The sequence below is a fragment of the Pseudomonas sp. S3(2024) genome (genome assembly GCF_036861315.1).
GTDB lineage: Bacteria > Pseudomonadota > Gammaproteobacteria > Pseudomonadales > Pseudomonadaceae > Aquipseudomonas > Aquipseudomonas putida_A.
The window spans coordinates 78,002-97,116 of record NZ_JAZAQQ010000012.1 but is presented as its reverse complement, the minus strand read 5'-3'; the positions used below and the strand labels follow the sequence as shown (position 1 = coordinate 97,116).

The 19,115-nt window shown below is 61.1% G+C and carries 19 protein-coding genes; 6 read left to right on the top strand and 13 right to left on the bottom strand.

Annotation, left to right across the window (positions count from 1 at the left end; all coding sequences use genetic code 11):
• The first annotated feature begins 24 nt into the window (after positions 1 to 24).
• Positions 25 to 1,029: an AraC family transcriptional regulator gene (locus tag VLA07_RS24180; RefSeq protein ID WP_123585685.1), complete on the top strand. Its 1,005-nt coding sequence runs from the start codon at positions 25 to 27 to the stop codon at positions 1,027 to 1,029.
• A gap of 3 nt (positions 1,030 to 1,032) precedes the next feature.
• On the opposite strand, the gene VLA07_RS24175 is transcribed toward VLA07_RS24180, so the two are convergent.
• The 4 genes from VLA07_RS24175 to VLA07_RS24160 all read right to left on the bottom strand — a co-directional run bounded on the left by VLA07_RS24175 (position 1,033) and on the right by VLA07_RS24160 (position 4,669).
• Entirely contained in the window at positions 1,033 to 2,256 is a 1,224-nt protein-coding gene (locus VLA07_RS24175; RefSeq protein ID WP_333991931.1) for a type II toxin-antitoxin system HipA family toxin, read from the bottom strand.
• Complete coding sequence (locus VLA07_RS24170) at positions 2,249 to 2,497, bottom strand: helix-turn-helix domain-containing protein (RefSeq protein WP_103368632.1); 249 nt, start codon at positions 2,495 to 2,497, stop codon at positions 2,249 to 2,251. Before VLA07_RS24170 ends, VLA07_RS24175 begins: the two co-directional genes overlap by 8 nt.
• A 113-nt stretch (positions 2,498 to 2,610) precedes the next feature.
• Positions 2,611 to 3,999 (bottom strand): heavy metal sensor histidine kinase, encoded by a 1,389-nt coding sequence (locus tag VLA07_RS24165; RefSeq protein ID WP_333991928.1) that lies wholly within the window; start codon positions 3,997 to 3,999, stop codon positions 2,611 to 2,613.
• Positions 3,989 to 4,669, bottom strand: coding sequence for a heavy metal response regulator transcription factor (locus VLA07_RS24160; RefSeq protein WP_027611153.1), 681 nt, complete (start codon positions 4,667 to 4,669; stop codon positions 3,989 to 3,991). The genes VLA07_RS24165 and VLA07_RS24160 overlap by 11 nt, the downstream gene beginning before the upstream one ends.
• 136 nt (positions 4,670 to 4,805) lie before the next feature.
• On the opposite strand from VLA07_RS24160, the gene VLA07_RS24155 reads away from it, so the two are divergent.
• Positions 4,806 to 5,297: a GlcG/HbpS family heme-binding protein gene (locus VLA07_RS24155; protein WP_333991926.1), complete on the top strand. Its 492-nt coding sequence runs from the start codon at positions 4,806 to 4,808 to the stop codon at positions 5,295 to 5,297.
• 11 nt (positions 5,298 to 5,308) lie between these two features.
• Positions 5,309 to 5,719 (top strand): hydroxyisourate hydrolase, encoded by a 411-nt coding sequence (gene uraH, locus VLA07_RS24150; protein WP_333991924.1) that lies wholly within the window; start codon positions 5,309 to 5,311, stop codon positions 5,717 to 5,719.
• Between the two features lie 122 nt (positions 5,720 to 5,841).
• Here uraH and VLA07_RS24145 read toward each other — a convergent pair whose 3' ends face one another.
• Complete coding sequence (locus tag VLA07_RS24145; RefSeq protein ID WP_247268430.1) at positions 5,842 to 6,519, bottom strand: Crp/Fnr family transcriptional regulator; 678 nt, start codon at positions 6,517 to 6,519, stop codon at positions 5,842 to 5,844.
• A gap of 82 nt (positions 6,520 to 6,601) precedes the next feature.
• Here VLA07_RS24145 and VLA07_RS24140 point away from each other — a divergent pair, with 82 nt between their 5' ends.
• A complete protein-coding gene (locus VLA07_RS24140; RefSeq protein ID WP_285373183.1) occupies positions 6,602 to 7,126 on the top strand; it encodes an Mpo1 family 2-hydroxy fatty acid dioxygenase in 525 nt (174 codons plus the stop codon).
• An 80-nt stretch (positions 7,127 to 7,206) separates the two neighbouring features.
• Here VLA07_RS24140 and VLA07_RS24135 read toward each other — a convergent pair whose 3' ends face one another.
• From VLA07_RS24135 to dibA, 6 genes are all read right to left on the bottom strand, one after another.
• Positions 7,207 to 8,196 carry a sulfate/molybdate ABC transporter ATP-binding protein gene (locus VLA07_RS24135; RefSeq protein WP_115988479.1) on the bottom strand — a complete coding sequence of 330 codons (990 nt, stop codon included), beginning with the start codon at positions 8,194 to 8,196 and terminating at the stop codon, positions 7,207 to 7,209.
• Positions 8,197 to 8,199: 3 nt separating this feature from the next.
• Positions 8,200 to 9,072 (bottom strand): sulfate ABC transporter permease subunit CysW, encoded by an 873-nt coding sequence (cysW, locus tag VLA07_RS24130; RefSeq protein ID WP_003220512.1) that lies wholly within the window; start codon positions 9,070 to 9,072, stop codon positions 8,200 to 8,202.
• Between the two features lie 13 nt (positions 9,073 to 9,085).
• Positions 9,086 to 9,904: a sulfate ABC transporter permease subunit CysT gene (gene cysT, locus VLA07_RS24125; RefSeq protein ID WP_027611147.1), complete on the bottom strand. Its 819-nt coding sequence runs from the start codon at positions 9,902 to 9,904 to the stop codon at positions 9,086 to 9,088.
• 155 nt (positions 9,905 to 10,059) lie between these two features.
• Positions 10,060 to 11,073: a sulfate ABC transporter substrate-binding protein gene (locus tag VLA07_RS24120; protein WP_027611146.1), complete on the bottom strand. Its 1,014-nt coding sequence runs from the start codon at positions 11,071 to 11,073 to the stop codon at positions 10,060 to 10,062.
• 137 nt (positions 11,074 to 11,210) lie between these two features.
• A complete protein-coding gene (gene oscA / locus VLA07_RS24115) occupies positions 11,211 to 11,393 on the bottom strand; it encodes a sulfur starvation response protein OscA (protein WP_003220508.1) in 183 nt (60 codons plus the stop codon).
• Between the two features lie 308 nt (positions 11,394 to 11,701).
• On the bottom strand, positions 11,702 to 13,621 hold the full coding sequence (dibA, locus tag VLA07_RS24110; RefSeq protein WP_333991916.1) for a phosphodiesterase DibA: 1,920 nt from the start codon (positions 13,619 to 13,621) through the stop codon (positions 11,702 to 11,704).
• Positions 13,622 to 13,768: 147 nt separating this feature from the next.
• Between dibA and desA the strand changes: the two genes are divergently transcribed.
• Together desA and VLA07_RS24100 are read left to right on the top strand one after the other, a co-directional pair.
• Complete coding sequence (desA, locus tag VLA07_RS24105; RefSeq protein ID WP_027611144.1) at positions 13,769 to 14,953, top strand: delta-9 fatty acid desaturase DesA; 1,185 nt, start codon at positions 13,769 to 13,771, stop codon at positions 14,951 to 14,953.
• Positions 14,954 to 15,200: 247 nt separating this feature from the next.
• Positions 15,201 to 16,190 (top strand): GGDEF domain-containing protein, encoded by a 990-nt coding sequence (locus tag VLA07_RS24100; protein ID WP_333991914.1) that lies wholly within the window; start codon positions 15,201 to 15,203, stop codon positions 16,188 to 16,190.
• A 139-nt stretch (positions 16,191 to 16,329) separates the two neighbouring features.
• On the opposite strand, the gene VLA07_RS24095 is transcribed toward VLA07_RS24100, so the two are convergent.
• Both VLA07_RS24095 and gabT read right to left on the bottom strand, forming a co-directional pair.
• Positions 16,330 to 17,541 (bottom strand): response regulator, encoded by a 1,212-nt coding sequence (locus VLA07_RS24095; RefSeq protein ID WP_333991912.1) that lies wholly within the window; start codon positions 17,539 to 17,541, stop codon positions 16,330 to 16,332.
• A 141-nt stretch (positions 17,542 to 17,682) separates the two neighbouring features.
• Positions 17,683 to 18,960, bottom strand: coding sequence for a 4-aminobutyrate--2-oxoglutarate transaminase (gene gabT, locus VLA07_RS24090; protein ID WP_003220503.1), 1,278 nt, complete (start codon positions 18,958 to 18,960; stop codon positions 17,683 to 17,685).
• Positions 18,961 to 19,115: the final 155 nt, after the last annotated feature.

The window sequence follows — 19,115 nt, the reverse complement described above, 5'->3', positions numbered from 1 at the left end:
TGTTGACCGGAAGCGCCAATCAGCATGAAGGAACCGACCTCGCTCGCCAGCTGGACCCGTGCCTTGCGCAAGCAACTCGATGCGCTGGGGCTGGACAGTCTCGGCCTGTGCCAACAGGCCGGGCTCGATCCGCAGTTGATGGACGACCCGAACGCGCGTTATCCGTTGTCCGGCACCACGCGCCTGTGGCAACTGGCAGTACAGTTCAGCGGCGATCCGGCGATCGGCCTGCGAGTGTCGCGGTTCGTCAGCCCGACCACGTTCCATGCGCTGGGTTACGCGCTGGTGGCCAGCGGCAGCCTGCGTGAGGTATTCGAGCGCATCGTGCGTTATCACCCGGTGGTCAGCGATGCACTGGAACTGGAGCTGAGCCGCAGCGATGACCGCTATCTGTTTCGCCTGAAAATTCCGTCAGGCAATCCGGCGCCGGCCTTCGAAGCCATCGATGCCTTTGCCGCGATCTACGTGCGTACCTGCCGCAATCGCCTGGGTCGCGATTACGCGCCGCTGGCGGTGTACCTGCGCCGACCGGAACCGTCCGATGCGCATCAGTGGCACAAGGTGTTCCGCGCCCCGGTGCATTTCTCCTGCGCCGAAGATCGCCTGGAGTTCGCCCTCGCCGACTTCGACAGCCACCTCGACGACGCCAACCCGGAACTGGCCGAACACAACGAAACCGTGCTCAAGCGCACCCTGGCCCAGCTCCAACCGCTGACCTGGGAGCGCAAGGTGCGCGACGCCATCGAAGAGCAACTGCCCGAAGGCGAACCCAGCGCCGAACGCATCGCCCAGGCCTTGCACCTGAGCTTGCGCAGCCTGCAACGGCACTTGGCGGATGAGGGCTGTCGCTTCGACACGCTGCTCAACGAGAGCCGCGAAAACCTCGCGCTGCTGCACCTGCGCGATCCGCAGTGTTCGTTGAGTGAAGTCAGTTACCTGCTGGGGTTTGCCGACACCAGCAGCTTCAGCCGCGCGTTCAAGCGCTGGACGGGGATGACGCCGGGGCAGTTTCGCGATCAGTTGCGCTGACCATCAGCCCTTGACCAAGCTGCGTTGCAGGCCGGATGTCCACTGTTCGATCATCGCCTCGCCTACTTCGGCAAACTCGGGGTACTTGCGGCTGTGTCTGGCCATTTCCTCGATCGCCATCTGCATGCCGTGAGCCACTTGTTGCAGTAATTCGTTGCAACGCGCCTCGGTCAGGTTGCATGCCGTACGACCGAACCGCACCAGCATCTTGTACTTGGGCCAGGCTTTTGAACCGCCCAGCAGCAGCGCCATGCTGTCGCTCTTGATATAAACCGACGTTGTGATGATGTCGTATGCCGGCGCGAGCCTGACGGATGACTGCTCTGCACAATCTTCGTAAAGCACGCCGAAGTTCTTCAGATGCGCATCACCGTTTTTCAGCCCCGCAGACAACGCGACAATCTTGAAAAACGCTTCCAGGGCAGAGCCCAGCAACTGCGGCGAAACGAATGCCTTGATCTGCCGCGCGGCACCTTCATAGGAACCGTCGTATTTGGCTTTCGACGGCCACCCGTTCAGTACACAGAAATCCTCGAAACCGAGGTACCCCGAATCGCTCAGGTCAAAACGCTCGACCACCAGAAATTTGCCGCGCTCGCTGAGCTCGAATGTTGGCACTTCGAGGCCGCAGTGCTGTGCCGCCCGCATACAGAAATATTCATTGGTTGCCAGCTGCGGATACTCTTCGGCGCGAAAGGCCTTGACCAGATGAGTCGCCCCCCGATGGGTCAGGCGATCAATCGCGGCGGCGCTGTCACGCACCAGCACTTTGGGCTGCACGCCTGACACTCCGGAATACTGACCGTAGGTCTGTAACAGATCTTCGAACAGCCCCTGAGCACCATCGTGCACCAGCAGATCGCTGAGGGATGTTGCCGGAGGCTGATCAGTCGCCGGTGTGCTGGCAATTGCCAGACGGCCGAGCTGATGGGGGCCGACGATAGCCAACAAAGCAAAATCATCGAAGCCACGCACGGCTTTACTGAAGCGCCGCATCAACTCCTCACGCAGCGCGCCTTCGGGCAAGTTCATCTCGAAGACAGGGTGAATGCCATGTTCCCAGCCATAGCTGTCCAGGCGAGTGGGCATCGTCAGCGATACCGCATTGTCGGCGCTGGCATCTTCGCGATAACTGAACACGCTGTCGTCGGGAATCTGCCCGCGCCCCAGCGTCCCGACCACCTGCTCACCTACACGGATTTGCAACCTGTCCGGCGTTTCAGTCATGGAAATTCACTTTTTGCAGAGCGTCGAGGGTTGGGCGATTGGACTTGCGGGGAACAGCAACCAGCTCGTAACCGAAGCCATTGAGTATCGCCTCAACCTTGCGCAGGCCGATTTCGGAGACCGTGTTGTTTTCGATCCCCGAGATGGTGGCGCGGCTCATGCCGTATTGTTGAGCCAGTGCCTGCTGAGAGAGTTTGCGCGCCTTGCGCAAGCTTCTGATCACTTCGCCGATCTGTTCCATTGCGCAAACCTGCACTGTTTACGATGCATTTATAGATAAATCAATGAAATGCATCACATGTGATGCACTAGTTACCAAACTCTAGCTGAGTTTCAGAATACTTGCACGGCGCATCATTGGCTCAGGACAAAACCCAACTCAAACACTGTGCCACTCGCATCATTGCTCACCCTGACCCGCCCGCCATGCAACAGCATGATCGACTGCACGATCGCCAGCCCCAGCCCACCGGAATCCCCAGGCTGCGCCCGTGAAGGGTCGACGCGATAGAAGCGGTCGAACAGTTTGCCCAGATGTTCTGGCGCGATCACCGGGCCGTGGTTATGTACCTGTAACCAGCACACGCCCGGCTCATCGTGGCGGCGCAGGCTGATCAGTGTGCCTTCATCGGCATGACGCACCGCGTTGGCCAGCAGATTACCGAGGGCACGTTGCAGCAGTTGCTGGTCGGCCACCAGTTCGCCGTGCAGCGCATTTTCCAGACGGATATTGCGGTCGTCCGCCAGCGCTTCGAAGTAATCGCACAATTCATTGCCGACCTCGTGCAATTCCAGCGTGCGCAAGTCGAGCGCGAGCTCCGCCTGTTCGGCGCGGGCGAGGAACATCAGGTTCTCGGCCATGCGTTTGAGGCGTTCGAACTCTTCCATGTTCGACGCCAGCAGCTCCTGATACTCCGCCGTGCTGCGCGGGTGGTTCAGCGCCTGGCCGTTGCTGGCGAGCAAGGTGTGCAGCGGTGTGCGGATCTCGTGCGCCAGATCGGCAGAAAACTGCGACAGCCGCTGCACGCTGTCGTCCAGCCGCGCGAGCATGCCGTTGAGCGCCTGCACCGGTTCGAGCAGTTCGGCGGGGGTGCCACTGGCGGGCAGACGCTGGTCGAGGCTGCGCAGATCAATGCCACGCACCGCCGCGCTTAACTGGCGCAACGGTTGCAGACCACGGCGCAGCAAAACCAGGCCCAGCGCGAACGCCAGCAACGCGCCAAGCCCGACGGCCAGGTACAGGCGCAAGCGATAACTGGCGAGCATCTGTTCACGTTCGGTCAGTACCTTGCCGGCGATCACCGTCAGCGGTTCGCCGTTCGGCCCTTGGGCTTCACCGGACAACAGCGCCAGCTCGGCGCCGTCAGGCGCCTGCCAGGTCAGCACATCGCGACGCTGCGGCGTTTGCTCGCGTGCGATTGCGTTCAATGGCGGCAGCTCGCGCTGGCGCGGGTTGATCGCAATCACGTTCGAGCCATCGGCACGCCGCACCAGCAGCAGGCTGTCGAGGTTACCGAGCATGTTCTGGTACAGCCGTGGCCGCGCCTGCAAGGCGCCGAGGCTGTCACTGTCGGCGAGCAAGGCGCGCACCTGCTCCAGACGGCCGAGCAACGCGAGGTCGTCGCGGTAGGCGATTTCCGAGTCGAGCGAGCGGTAGAGAAACACACCGATCGCACTCAACACCAACGCGCAAACCACGGCGAACGCCAGCGCCAGACGCCAGGCGATCGACCTAGACCGCATCGTCGGGCGCCTCCAGCTGATAGCCGACCCCGCGCACGGTGTGGATCAGTTTCGGCATGTACGGGTCATCGACTTTCGCCCGCAAGCGGCGCACTGCAACTTCGACCATGTTGGTGTCGCTGTCGAAATTCAGGTTCCACACCTGCGAGGCGATCAGCGTGCGCGACAGCACTTCGCCCTGACGGCTGGCGAGCAATTGCAGCAGGGCAAATTCCTTGTTGGTCAGGGCAATGCGCTGACCGCCGCGACTGACCCGACGCCGCAGCACGTCGATTTCCAGATCGGCGATGCTGTAGGACTCGGCCTCGCGCAGCGGCCCGCGGCGCAGCAGGGTGCGCACTCGCGCGAGCAATTCGGCGAAGGCGAAGGGTTTGAGCAGGTAATCATCGGCGCCGAGTTCGAGGCCGCGCACGCGGTCTTCGATGGCGTCCTTGGCGGTGAGGAACAGCACCGGCGTGGCGCCGCGCTGGCGGATCAGTTGCAGCAGCTGCCAGCCATTGAGGCCCGGCAGCATCACGTCGAGGATGATCAGGTCATATTCCTGCTGCTCGATGAAATAGCGCCCATCGAGACCATTGAGCGCCACGTCCACGGCAAAACCCGACTCGCCCAGGCCCTTGGCCAGGAAATTCGCGGTTTTGGCTTCATCTTCTACGACCAGCAAACGCATGGCACACCTCGATTGATCAGGCACACAGGCTAGGCGCCTTCGGCCCGATTGCCCATTACAAACTTGTAATCCGACTGACGGGGTTCTGACGAAGAGCGGCGGCTAAGGTGATGTCCTTCGCTTTCGGAGCCTGTTCATGACCGTCAAATACCTTGCAGCCAGCCTTGCCCTCGGCCTCAGCGCCAGCGCCAGCGCTTTCGCCAGCGCCGAGCTGCCACGCCACGCTGACCTCGATCTGAAAACCGCACGCCTGCTGGCCGACACCGCGTTGAGCAATTGCACCGCCACGGTATCGGTGCTCGACCGTGGCGGCAACTTGCTGGTAACCCTGCGCGGCGACGGCATCGGCCCGCACAACATCGCTGCCAGCCAGCGCAAAGCCTACACCGCGCTGTCGACGAAAACCCCGACCCGGCTGTTCGCCGAGCGCGCCCGCAGCAATCCGGAAACCGCCAACCTCAACACCCTCGATGAGCTGCTGTTGCTCGGCGGCGGGATCCCGTTATTCGCCGGCAATGAGTTGGTCGGCGCCATGGGCGTGGCCGGTTCCGGCGGCGGCGAGCAGGACGAAAGCTGTGCGATCAAGGCCGCCGAAAAAGCCGGCCTGACCCTTACCCGTTCCCAATAAGGAGACTGACCATGACCACCCTGCGCATGACCTTCGCCGCACTCGGCCTGAGCACCCTATCCAGCCTTGCGTTGGCCGCCGGCAATCCACTGAGCGTGCACGTGCTCAACCTGGAAAACGGCCTGCCCTCGCCGGGCGTCAATGTGACGCTGGAAAAACACGTTGGCCAGAACTGGCAGCCACTGGCCCAGGGCACCACCAACGAACAGGGACGCATCGCCGAACTGTTTCCGGCCAAACAGCCTTTCGAAGCGGGCGAATACCGGGTGGTGTTCAAGACCGGCGAGTATTTCGAAAAGAACAAGCGCGAGACGTTTTTCCCGGAGATCCCGGTGATTTTCCAGGTGAAGCAGACTGACCAGCACTACCACATCCCGCTGCTGCTCAGCCCCTACGGTTTCTCGACCTATCGCGGCTCGTAAAAACAACAGCGATCATATGTGGGAGCGGGCTTGCTCGCGAAAGCGATGTGTCAGTGCATGATGTGCTGGCTGACACGACGCCTTCGCGAGCAAGCCCGCTCCCACAGGGATGGCAGTGTTCTTTAGAGTGTGGCCAGCGCGCGCAATCGCTCGGCATCGAGAATCTCGATCTCGCCATACCCCAACCCGATAATCCCCTGCCCCTGCAGATCCTTGAGGATCTGGTTGGTGGTCTGCCGTGACAGCGACAGCATCGACGCCAGCTGCTCCTGCGGCAGTTGCAGCACCCGGCGTGGCGCATCGATTTCACCGTAGCCCTCGGCGATCATCAGCAAGCGATGCGCCAGGCGTGCCGGGGCCGGCAGCAGGCTCAACTGTTCGAGATTGATAAAGGTCAGGCGCAGTTTGTGGCTCATCAGCAATGCCAGATGGCGCCAGTACACCGGCTGTTCGTCGAGGATTTTCAGCAGCGTGGCCTGCGGGATATTCAGCAGGCTGCACGGCCCGACCGCATACGCATCATGAGTGCGTGGCTGGCCGTCGAACAGGCAGATTTCGCCGAACCAGTGCGGCGCCTCCACCAGGCTCAGCAACGCCTCCTTGCCCTGCTCGCTCACCGCGCCGATTCGGATCGCGCCGTCGAGCACCGCGTACAGGCCGCAGGGCGGATCACCGCGCTGGAACAGGCGCTGCCCCGCCGTCAGCCGCCGCTCCCGGGCCGCCGCCAACAGACTATCCTGAAAGGATGCCGGCAGATGACTGAACCATTGCCCGGTCAGCAGCCGTGAACGCTTATCCATGATCACTCCCAATTGTCGCCTGCCTGACAGAGCGAACGCCGAACCCGAGGCATGCTGCACGCACCCTACAGGAGGAACAACAATGAAAAGCCTCGTCGACCATCTCAGTCAATACGCCGCCTACCACCGCGACCCGCGCAACATCGCCAGCCACTTTATCGGCATTCCGCTGATCGTGGTGGCGGTGGCGGTGTTGCTGTCGCGACCAGAATGGTCACTGGGCGGCTTGTGGATCTCTCCGGCGGTGCTGCTAGCGCTGGCGTCGGCGTGGTTCTACCTGCGCCTGGAACTGAAGCTCGGCGTGCTGATGAGCCTGTTGATGGGCCTGTCGGTCTGGGCCGGGCATGCGCTGGCGCAGCAGAGCACCATGGTCTGGCTGAGCAGCGGGCTGGCGATGTTTGTGATTGGCTGGGTGATCCAGTTTGTCGGGCACCACTATGAGGGGCGCAAACCGGCGTTCGTCGATGACGTGAGCGGGCTGATTGTCGGGCCGCTGTTTGTCGTGGCCGAAGTGGCGTTCCTGCTCGGCATGCGCCATGAGTTGAAAGAGCAGATCGAGGCGCGGGCGGGGGTGGTGCGGGTCAATCCGAATCGTGCGGCTGTGTAGAGCGCTTTCGCGAGCAGGCTCGCTCCCACAATGGAATGTATTTCCCTGTGGGGGCGAGCCTGCTCGCGAAGCTTTTGATCTTAAAGACTGGCGACTTTCTGCCAGACCTTCGGCTTGAAGAACAGCGTTTCACCCTTGGCCAGTCCGATCAGGCTGTCGTGATCCTTCACCACTTCGGCCTCGATCAAATCGGTCTGCCCTTCCACCTTCAACGTCACCCGCGTGGTCGCGCCCAATGGGCGAATATCACGCACTTCAGCGGCATGGTGATCTTCCAGCTCATGTCTGGACAACGACACTTCGTGCGGACGGAACAGCACATGGTTGTCATCGCTGAGCAACAAGCGGTTCGAGTCGCCGAGGAAGTGATAAACGAAATCGCTGGCCGGGTTTTCGTAGACGTCGCCCGGTGAGCCGATCTGCTCGATCACGCCCTTGTTCATCACCACGATGCGGTCGGCGACTTCCATCGCTTCTTCCTGGTCGTGGGTCACGAACACCGAGGTCAGGTTGATGTCTTCGTGCAGGCGTGCGAGCCAGCGGCGCAGTTCTTTACGCACCTTGGCGTCGAGAGCGCCGAACGGCTCGTCGAGCAGCAGCACCTTCGGTTCAACCGCCAACGCGCGCGCGAGGGCGATACGCTGACGCTGACCACCGGACAGTTGTTCCGGGTAGCGATCCGACAACCAGTCCAGCTGCACCATGTTCAGCAGTTCGTGGACCTTGGTCGCGATCTGGCTTTCACTCGGGCGCTGGTTTTTCGGTTTCATGCGCAGGCCGAACGCGACGTTGTCGAATACCGTCATGTGCCGGAACAGCGCGTAGTGCTGGAACACGAAACCGACGTTGCGATCACGCACGTCGTGGCCGGAGACGTCTTCGCCGTGAAACACGATGTTGCCCTGATCCGGGGTTTCCAGGCCGGCGATGATCCGCAGCAGCGTGGTCTTGCCACAACCGGACGGGCCAAGCAGCGCCACCAGTTCACCGCTGTGAATGTCCAGGCTGATGTTGTCCAGCGCCTTGAACGCATTGAAATTCTTGCTGACGTTACGCACTTCGATCGACATGAATTATTCCTCCGCGGCGCTGGCGCGCAGGCGGTTGATACGGTTTTCGCTCCACTGCTTGAGCAGCAGGATGAAGAGCGCCAAGATCAGCAACAGGCTCGCCACGGCGAACGCGGCCACGTGGTTGTATTCGTTGTAGAGGATCTCGACGTGCAGCGGCAAGGTGTTGGTCACCCCGCGAATGTGCCCGGAAACCACCGACACCGCACCGAACTCACCCATGGCCCGCGCGGTACACAGCACCACGCCATAGATCAGGCCCCATTTGATGTTGGGGACGGTGACATGCCAGAACATCTGCCAGCCATTAGCGCCGAGCAGCCGCGCGGCTTCTTCTTCCTGCGTGCCTTGTTCCTGCATCAGCGGAATCAGCTCACGGGCCACGAACGGCACGGTGACGAAGATCGTCGCCAGCACGATGCCCGGCAGAGCGAAGACGATCTGAATGTCGTGATCCTGCAGCCACGGGCCGAACAGGCCCTGAGCGCCGAACATCAGCACGTAGACCAGACCGGCGATCACCGGCGACACCGAGAACGGCAGGTCGATCAGCGTCACCAGCATGCTCTTGCCGCGGAACGAATACTTGCTCACGCACCATGCGGCGCTGACCCCGAACACCAGGTTCAGCGGCACCGAAATCAGCACGGCGATCACCGTGAGTTTCAGCGCCGACAAGGCGTCCGGTTCAAAGATCGCCGTGAAGAATGCGCCGAGGCCGTTCTTCAAACCTTGCGACACCACGATGAACAGCGGCAGTACCAGAAACAGGAAAAAGATCAGCCAGCCGAGACCGATCAGCACGCGCCGCGAAGTAGCGCTGCCACGGCGGGCAGCGTTGGCCGAGGACGCGGCCGCAATAGACGATTGGGACATGGTTCGCGCCTCCTTATGGGGTTTCGATGCGCCGCTGCAGCAAGTTGATCAGCAGCAACAGGACGAAGGAAACCACCAGCATCAGCACGCCGATGGAAGTGGCGCCGGTGTAATCGTACTGGTCGAGTTTGACCATGATCAGCAGCGGCAGGATCTCGGTTTTCATCGGCATGTTGCCAGCGATGAAAATCACCGAGCCGTACTCACCGACACCGCGGGCAAACGCCAGGGCAAAACCGGTCAGCCAGGCGGGCAACAGCGCTGGCAAGAGGATATGGCGGAACACCTGCAAAGGTTTCGCACCGAGGCAGGCAGCGGCCTCTTCGACTTCACGGGGAATGTCAGCCAGCACCGGTTGCACCGTGCGCACCACGAACGGCAGGGTGACGAAAGTCAGCGCCAGGGTGATACCCAAGGGGGTGTAGGCGATCTTGAACCCGAGGTCGGCGGCGAACTGGCCGACCAGACCGGTCGGGGTGTACAGCGCGGTCAGGGCGATACCGGCCACCGCCGTCGGCAGGGCAAACGGCAGGTCGATCATCGCGTCGATCACCTTACGCCCGGGGAAGGTGTAGCGCACCAGCACCCAGGCCAATAGCGTACCGATGATGCCGTTGATGATCGCCGCACACAGCGCGGTGCCGAAGCTCAGCTTCAACGCTGCCAGCACGCGTGGCGCGGTGATGATCGTCCAGAACTGATCCCAGGTGAGTTGGGCGGCGTGGACGAACATCGCCGCCAGCGGGATAAGCACAATCAGGCTGAGGTACACCAAGGTGTAACCCAGCGTCAGCCCGAAGCCGGGTATGACGGGGGAGATACGACGCGACATAAAAGTCCTTGGTTGAAAACGCATCAATGTGGGAGCGGGCCTGCTCGCGAAGAGGGAGTATCAGTCAACATCCCTGTCGCCTGAAATACCGCCTTCGCGAGCAGGCTCGCTCCCACATGTTTTGTGCCTGAACTTCAGGCTCGTTTCGAGTGAGATTACTGCGCCTGATAGATCTGGTCGAACACGCCACCGTCGTTGAAGAATTTCGGCTGGGCGGATTTCCAACCGCCGAAGTCCTTGTCGATGGTCACCAGTTCCAGTTTCGGGAACTGCTGGGCGTACTTCGCCGCCACGTCCTTGTCGCGTGGACGGTAGAAGTTCTTCGCGGCGATCTCCTGACCGGCCGGGCTGTACAGGTGCTTCAAGTAGGCTTCGGCGATCTGTTCGTTGCCCTTCTTCTCGGCGTTCTTGTCGACCACCGCCACCGGTGGTTCGGCAAGGATCGACAACGACGGCACAACGATGTCGAACTTGTCAGCGCCGCCGTCTTCTTTCAGCGCCAGGAACGCTTCGTTTTCCCAGGCCAGCAACACGTCACCCTGACCGTTGTTGACGAAGGTGATGGTCGAGCCACGAGCGCCGGTGTCCAGTACCGGAACGTGCTTGAACAGGGTCTGCACGTACTCTTTGGCTTTTTCTTCGCTGCCGCCGTTGGCTTTCAGGCCGTAGGCCCACGCGGCGAGGAAGTTCCAGCGCGCACCGCCGGAGGTTTTCGGGTTCGGGGTAATTACCGAGACGTCGTTCTTGACCAGGTCGCCCCAGTCCTTGATGCCTTTCGGGTTGCCCTTGCGCACCAGGAACACGATGGTCGAGGTGTACGGGGTGCTGGCGTCCGGCAGACGCTTCTGCCAGTCGGCCGGCAGGGTCTTGCCGAGCTTGGCGATTTCGTCGATGTCGCCGGCCAGCGCCAGGGTCACGACGTCGGCGCGCAGACCGTCGATCACCGCGCGGCCCTGCTTGCCCGAACCGCCGTGGGATTGCTGGATTTTCACGGTGTCGCCGGCATGATCCTTCTGCCAGAACTTGATGAATTCGGCGTTGTAGTCCTGATACAGCTCGCGCGTCGGGTCGTACGACACATTGAGCAGTTCGTAATCCTTGGCAACCGCGGAACCGGCAAACACAGCACTGGCCAGCGCGGCCAAAGCGTAACGGCGAATCGACGACATGGTGAAAGCTCCTGGAATTCTTGGTGGTGGCTTTTTCTTATGTGTTGCTGGAATCGGGTTGCTCATTCAAAGATCGCCGCCTGCGCCAGCGCTTGCGCACAGCCCCCTGCAAAAGCTGGCGCAGGCTGCGATCTTTTTCAGCTCGGCTTGTTACCCGGCTGCTGCAAACGGAATTTCTCTTTGCGTTCGATCTGCACGACCTGGGCGTTGTGCACAGTGATCTCCACCGCGCCAAACCGCAGATCGCGCAGGGCGCTCTGGATTTCACGCAAGATGGTGGTTTCGTCCTGACCGTCAACGCTGCGAAGGGATGCGCTCATGGTGCTGCTCCTTTGAATGGGATGTGCCTGGCAGTGGGCGGCACTGCGTTCGGCGTGGGAGCAATATAAGAGAGGCGCAGATATTCTTAAAAAGACTATTTAAGAATGTTTATATAACTAGAAAACATTATCTGACGGGGCAAGGGTTTGCGCGGTGTTCACCGTGTTTGAAGCCTTTATGAAACCTTGTGGTGAGGGGATTCATCCCCGATGGACTGCGTAGCAGTCCCTGTTTTTTAGGGCCGCTGCGCGACCCATCAGGGATGAATCCCCTCACCACAGGTTTTGTGTCAGCCATAACAGGACTGCTAACCGATAACAGGTGCTTTGGTCCAATCAATCTCCCCCGCCGGCACCGGCCGCCCAAACCAGTACCCCTGCCCCAGATCACATTCCTGCTCCAGCAGAAACGCCGCCTGCTCGGCCTGCTCGATGCCTTCGGCATGCACCTGCATGCCCATGCTGCGGGCCAGGGCGATGATCACCCGGACAATCGCCGCGTCGTCCTCGTCCCATGGCAGGCCGGCGACAAAACCCTGATCGATTTTGAGCTTCTGCACCGGCAAGCGCTTGAGCCGCAACAGCGACGAGTACCCGGTGCCAAAGTCATCGATGGCCAGGCGAATGCCCAATTCACGCAAGCGATGCATCTGCTCCAGCGCCACTTCCGGATCATCCATCACCGCGCTTTCGGTAACCTCCAGCTCCAGATACGCCGGATCCAGCCCGGTCTCGTGCAGTACCTGCGCCACCTGCTGATACAGCTCGCGCCGGGCAAACAGGCGTGACGACACATTCACCGCAACAAACGACAGCACAACCCCGGCCTGCTGCCACTGGCACATCTGCAAACACGCCTGGCGCATCACCCAGGCGTCGATTTCGGCGATCAGCCCGGTGCGCTCGGCAATCGGGATGAATTCCGCCGGCGACACCAGCCCCCGCTGCGGATGCTGCCAGCGCACCAGCGCTTCGACGCCGATCAGCCGACTGCTGTGCAAATCGTGAACCGGTTGGTAATAGACGCGCAGCTCCTGCTGCTCCAGCGCGCGGCGTAGCTCGAAGGCGATCTCCACCCGTTGCTGCGCATGCGCGGTCAGTTCTTCGGTGTACAACGCGTAACCGTTGCGTCCGCTGCTCTTGGCCTTGAACAGCGCGGCGTCGGCATTGCGCAGCAATTGATCGGCACTCAATGCATCACTGGGGAACAGGCTGATACCGATACTGGCGTTGATGAACAGCTGATGCCGCTCGATGCTGAACGGCTCCTTCAGCGCATCGAGAATGCGCTGGGCCAGCGCCGCTGCCTGAACCAGTTGTGGACAACTTTCCGCCAGCACCGCGAATTCGTCACCGCCGAGCCGTGCCAGGGTGATTCCGGGGCCGAACAGGTCCTGCAGGCGCGCCGCCACCGCTTTGAGCAGGCGATCGCCGACGTTGTGCCCGAGGCTGTCGTTGATCATCTTGAAGTGATCCAGATCGATCATCAGCAGGGCGCAGCCACGCTTGTGGATCTGCGCCGAGGCCAGCGCCTGCTCGGCGCGGTCGCTGAACAACAGGCGATTGGGCAGGTCGGTCAGCGGATCGTGGTGGGCAAGGTGCTTGAGTTCGTGTTCGGAGTCCTTGATCGCACTGATGTCGGAAAATACCGCCACGTAGTGACTGAGCCGGCCCTGATCATCGTGAATCACGCGGATGGTCTGCCACTGTGGATAAATCTCGCCGCTCTTGCGCCGGTTCCAGATCTCACCGCTCCATTCGCCCTCGCTCTCCAGCGTGGCGAACATCGCCTGGTAAAAGCCCGGCGGATGGTGGCCGGACTTGAACAGGCTTGGCTGATGGCCGAGAACTTCGTCGTACTGGTAGCCGGTGATTTCCATGAACGCACGGTTGACGTGCACGATCAGGCCCTGACGGTTGGTGACCAGCACCCCTTCGCGGGTGCAATCGAACACGGCTGCCGCCTGACGCAAGCGTTCACGGTCAGACTGACGCTCGCGTAGCCGCGCACCAATGCCGAGAAATTCGCACAATCTGGCCCGTGCCAGGAAAATCAGGCCAGCGCTGACGGCAGCCCAGACGTAACCGTTGATCAGTTGCCATCGCTGCAGATCGACAGACTCATCAAAGAAACTGTTCAATAAGTAACCAGTTCCCTGCAGCCAGACCACGGCAAGCAACAGGTAAAGCAGCGCTGCACGCAAGGCATCGCGGTAAGTGGCAGGCATTCGGCTGTCCATGTCCCTACAAAAAAGGTTGGAATTATAGGTCAAGAAACATCCAGCGACTCTTATCTGAAAGGGCGACTGGTTTTATCTGTGTGCTTGGTGATAATGCAACGGCTGTTTTTATCTTTATCGAGGGCCCTATAGCCTATGTGGTACGAAGGTTTTCTTGGCTTGTCGGCCTGGTCTCTGGTCGCGGTCACCCTGCTGATGACCCACGTGACAATTGTCGCCGTCACGGTCTATCTGCACCGTTATTCGGCCCATCGCTCGCTCGAGCTGAATGCCGGCCTGAAACACTTTTTCCGTTTCTGGCTGTGGCTGACCACGGCGCAGAACACCCGCGAGTGGACTGCCATCCACCGCAAACACCACGCCAAATGCGAAACCGAAGATGACCCGCACAGCCCGGTCATCAAGGGTCTGTCCACCGTGCTGCGCAAAGGCGCCGAGCTGTATCGCGCCGAAGCCGAGAACCCGGAGACCCTGCGCATCTACGGCAAGAACTGCCCGGAAGACTGGATCGAACGCAACCTCTACAGCCGCTACCCGTTGCTGGGCGTGGCGATCATGGGCGTCATCGACCTGCTGCTGTTCGGCACCATCGGCATCACCATCTGGGCGATCCAGATGATGTGGATCCCGGTCTGGGCGGCCGGCGTGGTCAACGGTCTGGGTCACGCCATCGGCTACCGCAACTTCGAATGCCGCGACGCGGCGACCAATCTGGTGCCGTGGGGCATCCTGATCGGCGGCGAAGAACTGCACAACAACCATCACACCTACCCCAACTCGGCCAAGCTGTCGGTGAAGAAGTGGGAGTTCGACCTCGGCTGGGCGTGGATCAAGGTCTTCAGCTTCTTCGGTCTGGCCAAGGTGCAGCGTGTGGCACCGATTGCCCACCGCGTCGAAGGCAAGGGCCATCTGGACATGGATACCGCCATGGCGATCCTCAACAACCGCTTCCAGATCATGGCCCAGTACCGCAAATTGGTGATCGGCCCGCTGGTCAAGCAGGAGCTGGACAAGGTCGATCATTCGGTACGCCATCAATTCCATCGGGCCAAGCGCCTGCTGTCGCGGGAAACCAGCCTGCTGGAAGACCGCCATCACTTGCGCATCCAGAACATGCTCGAGCACAGCCAGGCGCTGAAGGTCATTTACGAAAAACGCCTGGCCCTGCAGCAGATCTGGGTCAAGACCAGCGCCAATGGCCACGACATGCTCGCCGCCATCAAGGAATGGGTGCACGAGGCCGAAGCCAGCGGCATCCAGTCCCTGCGTGAATTTGCCGACCAGCTGAAAACCTACTCGCTGCGCCCCGCCGCAGCCTGACCGCCATGAACGAATCCCCTGTGGCGAGGGGATTCATCCCCGATAGGTAGCGCAGCTACCGCAAATTTGTCGACGCGTTCTCATTGCTGAAACGCGTCATCTCTACCGCCCGGCGGGAGCAGGCTTCCTCTCTACAAAAGCGCGGAACTTAGCACCGAAAGCCCTATCTCAAAGACACTTCGCCACCCCGGCGGGCTGTACTGTGGCCGTTGTCGAAATTGCGGCACACCTTTTGAGAAACGTGCCGATGGTCAACAACAATCAAAAAGACTCATCCCTTGCGCAGTGGCCCGAGGCCGCGCAAACCCTGATGGCGCTGATGCATGCCCAAGGCGAAGTCGCCCGGCTGAGCGAGCGCGAACAACTGTTCAGTTCATTGCTGGTGAGCGTCAACGCGGTGCTCTGGGCGTTCAATTGGGAAACCCGTCAGGTGCTGTATGTCAGCCCTGCCTACGAGCGGATTTTCGGTCGTTCCGCAGGCCTGTTGCTGGCTGACTACAACCAGTGGCGCGACAGCATCTACCCCGACGACCTCGACTATGCCGAACGCAGCCTTGCCGAAGTGCTGCACAAGGGTGCAGTGGAAGACCGCGAGTACCGGATCATCGCCGCCGACGGTCAGGTGCGTTGGCTCAGCGACAAGTGCTTCATCAACCGTCAGGACGAACCCGGGCAACCGGTGATCATCGTCGGCATCGCCGAAGACATCACCGACAAGAAGCACATGGAAACCGAGTTGCATCGCCTGGCGACCACCGACGTACTGACCCAGAGCAGCAACCGCCGCCATTTCTTCGAATGCGCCAACCGCGAGTTCGAAGAGGCGCGCCTGCAAGGTGCACCACTGGCCTTCCTGCTGCTGGACATCGATGATTTCAAGCTGATCAACGACAGCTACGGCCACCCGGCGGGTGACAACGTGCTGCAACGGATCGCCGAATGCGGACGTGGGTCGTTACGCCGGGGCGATCTGTTCGGGCGCATTGGCGGCGAGGAGTTCGCTGCGGTGTTTCCCGGTTGCGCACCGGACATGGCGCTGCAAGTGGCCGAGCGGCTGCAGCAGGAGATTCAGCGCCTGAGTTTCAACCACGAGGGGCAGACATTCGGCATCACCATCAGCCAGGGCCTGACCAGCCTCAGGGATGGCGACGACAGTCTCGAGAGTCTGTTCGCCAGAGCGGATGCGGCCATGTACGAGGCAAAACGGCAGGGCAAGAACCGGATCATTTCTGCCTGATCCAGAATTTCAGCCACCCAAATATCCAATGTGGGAGCGGGCTTGCTCGCGAAGGCGGTAGGTCATTCAGCATGTATGTTGGCTGATACACCGCCTTCGCGAGCAAGCCCGCTCCCACAGGGTTTTGTGAAAAGTCAGATTACTTACGCATCCGCATCAACTCCGGCAGCCCGATCTTCAGCAGTCGCGCCGTACGACTCTTCGCCAGTTCCTCAACGCCCTCATGCTCGGTCAGACGGGCCATCTGCGCGGCCATGTTCATCACCAGCGCCTCACGGGAATAGACCCCACCACCGAGCTGGTAGACCGACGCAATCAACTCGCGCAGCTCCAGCGGCAGGCGCCAGCGTGTCCGCAGCGCCGAACCGTAGGCCGCGCCAAACTCTGCCAGCGCGTCACCGACCTCCTCCCACTCATCCAGCTCGCCGCCAGCCTGCTTCCACTCCTGCAAACAGCGCAGCAAGGCCAAATCACCGAGACGATGCAGCATGCCCGCGCAGTAGCAGCGCTCCTGATCCAGATCGAGCAGGCGCGCCAGCGTACGCGCGTATTCCGCCGTGTGCAGCGACAGCCCCCAGTAGCGCTCGGCGTAGTCCGCCAGGCATGGGTCACTGAGCTTGGCGCTGCGTTTGAGCGCCAGGCCGAGGATCAGGTTCATGCTCTGCCCGGTGCCGAGGCGATGCAGCGCCTGCGCCAGAGTCTGCACCGCCGCGCCATGATGCTGTGCCGCGCTGTTGGCGGCGGCGATCAGCACGGCGGTGATCTGCGGATCGGTACGGATCTCTTCTTCCAGCAGCTTCAGGTCGAGGCCATTGGGGTTGAGGCTGCGTTTGACCGCCACTTGCACATCGGTCATCAACGGCGCGCCATCGGCCTGCTCGCGACGCCGCTCAAGGAACACCGACAAGGTCATGCCCGGGGCCAGCGTCGGCACTTCGCAGAACACCTCTTCACCCGCATTCAGCAGCAAACCCTGCAGCCGCTCGGTCAGATTTTCCATGTTCAGCGGTTTGGTCAGATAGGCCGTCGGGGCCAACGGGATGGCTTCGCGCACGCTGGCGCTGTCGTTGCGACTGCTCATCAGAATGAACGGCAGCGGCGGATTGCGTTTGCGCTGGCGCACGCTGCGCAGCACGCTCAAACCATCAATGCCCGGCAACTCCCAATCGACAATGGCCAGGTCATAAGGCACTTCGCTGAGTAACGACATGGCTTGCTGGCCATCGGCACACAAGTCCAGCCGCGCATCACAGCGCACGTTGAGCAACACTTGTTTAAGCAGGTCACGAGACCATGGATCAGCCTCGGCAATCAGCACTCGGGGTACGGCGGGTAAATCAACGGCGGTCATGCACGCTCTCCCTTGCAATGCCTGAACCTTAGCCAATGCTGGCCTATCGATACAGCGCAAAAGCGTTTGATGTGTATCAGGGGCATAAAAAAAACCCGCCGAAGCGGGTTTTTTGTCGAACGGATCACACAGCGCCGGAGCTTACAGCTCCGAGAAGCACTCTTCGATGATCGCCAGACCTTTGTCCAGTTGCTCGTCCGGCGAGGTCAGCGGTACGAGAACGCGCAGCACGTTGCCGTAGGTGCCGCAGGACAGCAGGATCAGACCCTTGTCGCGCGCCTTGGCCACGACAGCCGCAACGGCGGTCGGGTTCGGCTTGTGGCTGTCGCCGTTTTCGAACAGCTCGACCGCGATCATCGCGCCCAGCGCACGCACTTCGCCGATCACCGGGTACTTGGCCTGGATGGCCTTCAGACCGGTTACCAGACGCTCGCCGACAGCCTTGCAGCGGTCCAGCAGTTGCTCTTCTTCGAACACTTCCATCACGGCCAGCGCCGCCGCGCAAGCGATCGGGCTACCGGCGTAGGTGCCGCCCAGGCCGCCCGGAGCGATGGCGTCCATGTATTCGGCCTTGCCGCAGACACCGGCGAGCGGGAAGCCGCCAGCGATGGATTTGGCGAAAGTGGTCAGGTCGGCAGCAACGCCCATCTGTTCCATGGCGAAGAAGGTGCCGGTACGGCCAGCGCCAGTCTGCACTTCGTCAGCGATCAGCAGGATGCCGTGCTGGTCGCACAGGGCACGCAGACGCTTCATGAATTCTTTCGGCGCGACGTAGAAACCACCTTCACCCTGCACAGGCTCGATGATGATCGCGGCGATGTCTTTCGGCTCGGCGTCGTTCTTGAAGATGCGTTCGATGGACGCGATCGAATCGTCGATGCTCACACCGTGCAGTTCGTTCGGGTACAGCGCGCGGAAGATGCCGCCTGGCATCAGGCCCATGCCGGCCGAGTAAGGCACGACTTTACCGGTCAGGCCCAGGGTCATCATGGTGCGACCGTGGTAAGCGCCGGTGAAGGCGATCACGCCGGCACGGCCAGTGGCGGCACGGGCGATTTTCACGGCATTTTCCACGGCTTCGGAACCGGTGGTCACCAGCAGGGTTTTCTTCGCGAAATCACCTGGCACCTTGGCGTTGATCTTTTCGCACAGCTCAACGTACGGCTCGTAGGCCAGCACCTGGAAGCAGGTGTGGGTCAGCTTGTTCAGCTGTTCGGTCACGGCGGCGATGATTTTCGGGTGCACGTGGCCGGTGTTCAGCACAGCGATACCGCCGGCGAAGTCGATGAATTCACGACCTTCAACGTCAGTCACGGTAGCGTTCTTTGCCGATTCAGCGAAGATCGGGTGAATCTGGCCAACACCACGTGGAACAGCTGCGGTACGACGGGCCATCAGTTCAGCGTTAGTCTTGCTCATTACAGTCCTCATTCACCGCTCATCGGGCGGCGTGGTTCAAGGATTAAGCGGGAGGAATCGGCGGTGGCAGCATGCGATGATCGACTGCCACGGCGTTCCCGGCCGCAGAGAAAATTCCGGTTTGAAACGACGCAAAGGGACAGCGCTCTCGTGCC